Raw genomic sequence first — 2,670 nt, forward strand, 5'->3', positions numbered from 1 at the left:
CTGAACGCCTTCGCCATCACCTTCGAAGGCCGCCTGACCCCGGCCACCCGATAGACCCAGTCAAGATTGAGATACACCGATCACTGGACAGACCCGGGAGACAGGCGTGAAGGGCGGAGGGAGTGAGCTGGTGTTCCGTAAAGGGGATCCTCAACCGGAACACCAGCCCCCGAGCAACGTGGCTCGGACCACGCCCAGTGCAACGCTGGTCCTGTCCATTGGGTTCAGGACAGCCCATCGGCTGCGTCAGCGGCGGTTCTCGGCTGCCCTGAGTGAGGCCTTCACCGTGTCGATTCTCCCCTCGGCGAGGGTGATGGTGGTGGCGAGCAGCGCCAGGACGGCAGCTGGAACGCCGAGCGCGGTGACCGACAGCCAGTCTTGAGCCAGACCGCCAAGTCCACCACCCATCGCAACTCCGAGGTAGATCGCGGAGGAGTTGAGGCCAAGGAGAACTGGTGCCGAGGCGGGTGCAAGGCTCACCAGCCGGTGTTGCTGCACGACGGAGACCATCCCGTCGGTGGCGCCCCAGATCGCGGCCCATACGCACGCAACAACAAGGTGGCTGACTGTGAGTGGGCTGATCGCGAGCAGCACAGTGCCGCCGGCGAGTGCTGCGACCGCGATCCCGCGTCCCGGAAGGTTGTCGGCGAGATGGCCGGCGAGGAAGTTGCCGACCAGGACCCCGACGCCCCAGACGAACAGAATCATGGTGATGGCCTGGGGAAACGATCCGGTCGTGGCGCCCGCGGTCACGGCTCCGATGTAGGTGTAGACGGCGTAATGTCCGGCCATCACCAGCAGCGTCACGACCAAAATGGAGAGCACCTTGGGCTGGCGCAGCGGAGCCAGGCGGGCCACAAGGCTTGTCGCCGGCAGCACGACCTTGGGCAACGCTACCGAGATGCCGATCGCGGCAACGACGCCCAGAGCCGCGACGGCCCAGAGCGTGAGGCGCCAGTCGACGCCGCCGATCAAGTTGCCCAGCGGCATGCCCAGCGCGGTTGACAAGGTCAGCCCACCGATGACCAGCGCCATGGCACGCCCCCGCCGTTCGGGAGGCGTGATGGCGACAGCCGCGCTCGACGCGGTGGCCGTGATCGTGGCCGCCCCGGCTCCTGTGAGAATCCGGGCTGACAGCGCGATCGGGTAGCTCGGGCTGAGCGCGGTCACGACGTTGCCGACGACGAACACGATCAGCGCCAGCTGCAGAACCTTGCGACGATCCAGTGGGCTCAACAGCCAACTCAGAACCGGCGCAGCGACAGCCAGCGTCAACGCGAACACGGTCACCAGCTGGCCGGCGGCCGGCAGACTTACCTCAAGGTCGGCGGCGATGGCCGGCAGGAGACCGGCCATCACGAACGCGTCGGTGCCGACCGCGAAGGCGGCCAGCGCCAGCGGAAGTAGCGGTCCAAGGAGGCGGCCGGATCCCTTCGGCCCTGACCCGGTGGTCTCGGTGCGATTCAATCGCGGTTACCTGCCTGTTGGGACAGGCTGAACTCCACGCCCTGGTCATCAGTGCAGTGGGCGTAGGCACCAGACGGGATATTGACCGGATCTTCTGCCGTGCCACCGAGTTCGCGCACCCGAGCGACAGCGGCGGTGATGTCGTCGACGGCGAAAAAGATGCGCGGGTGTCGTGACGAATCATCGTGCGGCGATCCGCCCATGGGCTCGGGCCCCTGGATCATCGAGTAACCCGGGAAATTGCCCTCATAGAACGTCCAGCCGAACAGCGAGCTCCAGAACCGCTGGGTTGCTTCGATGTCCCTGCTCGGCAGCTCAAAGTAGGTGACCTGCCCACTCATAGCCGATCCCTTCTGTATGTCAGTGCTTCTGACATACAAGCTATGTCATACTACTGACATGACGCAAGAAGAGGCCGTTGGCGACCTTGACCAGTCGGTGGGCTACGTCCTCAAGCAGGTGCAAGCGTCACTGCACACCGCGATGGATGAAGTGCTGCGTCCACTGGGTCTCACCGTTGCCCAATACGCATGCCTCGAACTGCTCGGCCAGCATCCGGGACTGTCCAACTCCGAACTCGCCCGCCGCGCCTTCGTCACGCGCCAGTCGATGAACGTCGTCCTTCGGCGGCTACAAGAGCGGGGCCTGCTCACCCGGCCTGCTCACGCCGCTCATGGGCGTGCACTGCCAACCGAGCTCACCCGAGCCGGACAATCGACGCTGCGCGAGGCCAGCGTCGCCGTGCGCGCCGTCGAACGGCAGATCTTCGCGCCGTTGTCGCAGGAGCGGCAGCGCCGGCTACGCGAGGATCTTGCCTCCTGCGCAGCCTCTGCGGTGGCAAACCAGCCCGTCACACAGCCCTGAGAACCAGAACGTCACGCACCCGATGTCGAAACTCGCCGACACGCCCCCGCCACCGGATCTCGGGTGGTGTCGAAGTGATCGGCATCTGGAACAACGCGGTCGGGCCGTCGCCGGTGTTCCACGCGTGCGCCCGCACCTTGCCCGCCAGCTCGGCCTCGGCCGAGGCGAAGTCGTTCAGACCGAACGCCTTGACGATCTCCCAGGTGTGCTCCAACCGCGTCTTGTCCCGCTCGCTGTAGCGCTTCAGGGTCTGTCCAGTGATCGGTGTATCTCAATCTTGACTGGGTCTATCGGGTGGCCGGGGTCAGGCGGCCTTCGAAGGTGATGGCGAAGGCGTTC

At 65.6% G+C, this 2,670-nt stretch carries 4 protein-coding genes; 1 reads left to right on the forward strand and 3 read right to left on the reverse strand.

What is annotated here, in order from left to right; translation table 11 throughout:
- Positions 1–246: 246 nt before the first annotated feature.
- On the reverse strand, positions 247–1,467 hold the full coding sequence (locus ACIBX3_RS61135) for an MFS transporter (RefSeq protein ID WP_397130018.1): 1,221 nt from the start codon (positions 1,465–1,467) through the stop codon (positions 247–249).
- Complete coding sequence (locus ACIBX3_RS61140; protein ID WP_397130019.1) at positions 1,464–1,808, reverse strand: VOC family protein; 345 nt, start codon at positions 1,806–1,808, stop codon at positions 1,464–1,466. Before ACIBX3_RS61140 ends, ACIBX3_RS61135 begins: the two co-directional genes overlap by 4 nt.
- A 58-nt stretch (positions 1,809–1,866) precedes the next feature.
- Here ACIBX3_RS61140 and ACIBX3_RS61145 point away from each other — a divergent pair, with 58 nt between their 5' ends.
- Entirely contained in the window at positions 1,867–2,331 is a 465-nt protein-coding gene (locus ACIBX3_RS61145; RefSeq protein ID WP_397130020.1) for a MarR family winged helix-turn-helix transcriptional regulator, read from the forward strand.
- Here ACIBX3_RS61145 and ACIBX3_RS61150 read toward each other — a convergent pair.
- Positions 2,318–2,593: a DUF4158 domain-containing protein gene (locus ACIBX3_RS61150; protein ID WP_397130021.1), complete on the reverse strand. Its 276-nt coding sequence runs from the start codon at positions 2,591–2,593 to the stop codon at positions 2,318–2,320. The genes ACIBX3_RS61145 and ACIBX3_RS61150 overlap by 14 nt on opposite strands.
- Positions 2,594–2,670 lie beyond the last annotated feature (77 nt).

The organism is Nonomuraea sp. NPDC049480, from assembly GCF_044465905.1.
Lineage (GTDB): Bacteria > Actinomycetota > Actinomycetes > Streptosporangiales > Streptosporangiaceae > Nonomuraea.

Coding starts and splice junctions, on each gene's coding strand:
- ACIBX3_RS61145 (WP_397130020.1), top strand. CDS start 1,867: ATGACGCAAGAAGAGGCCGTTGGCGACCTTGACCAGTCGGTGGGCTAC.
- ACIBX3_RS61140 (WP_397130019.1), bottom strand. CDS start 1,808: ATGAGTGGGCAGGTCACCTACTTTGAGCTGCCGAGCAGGGACATCGAA.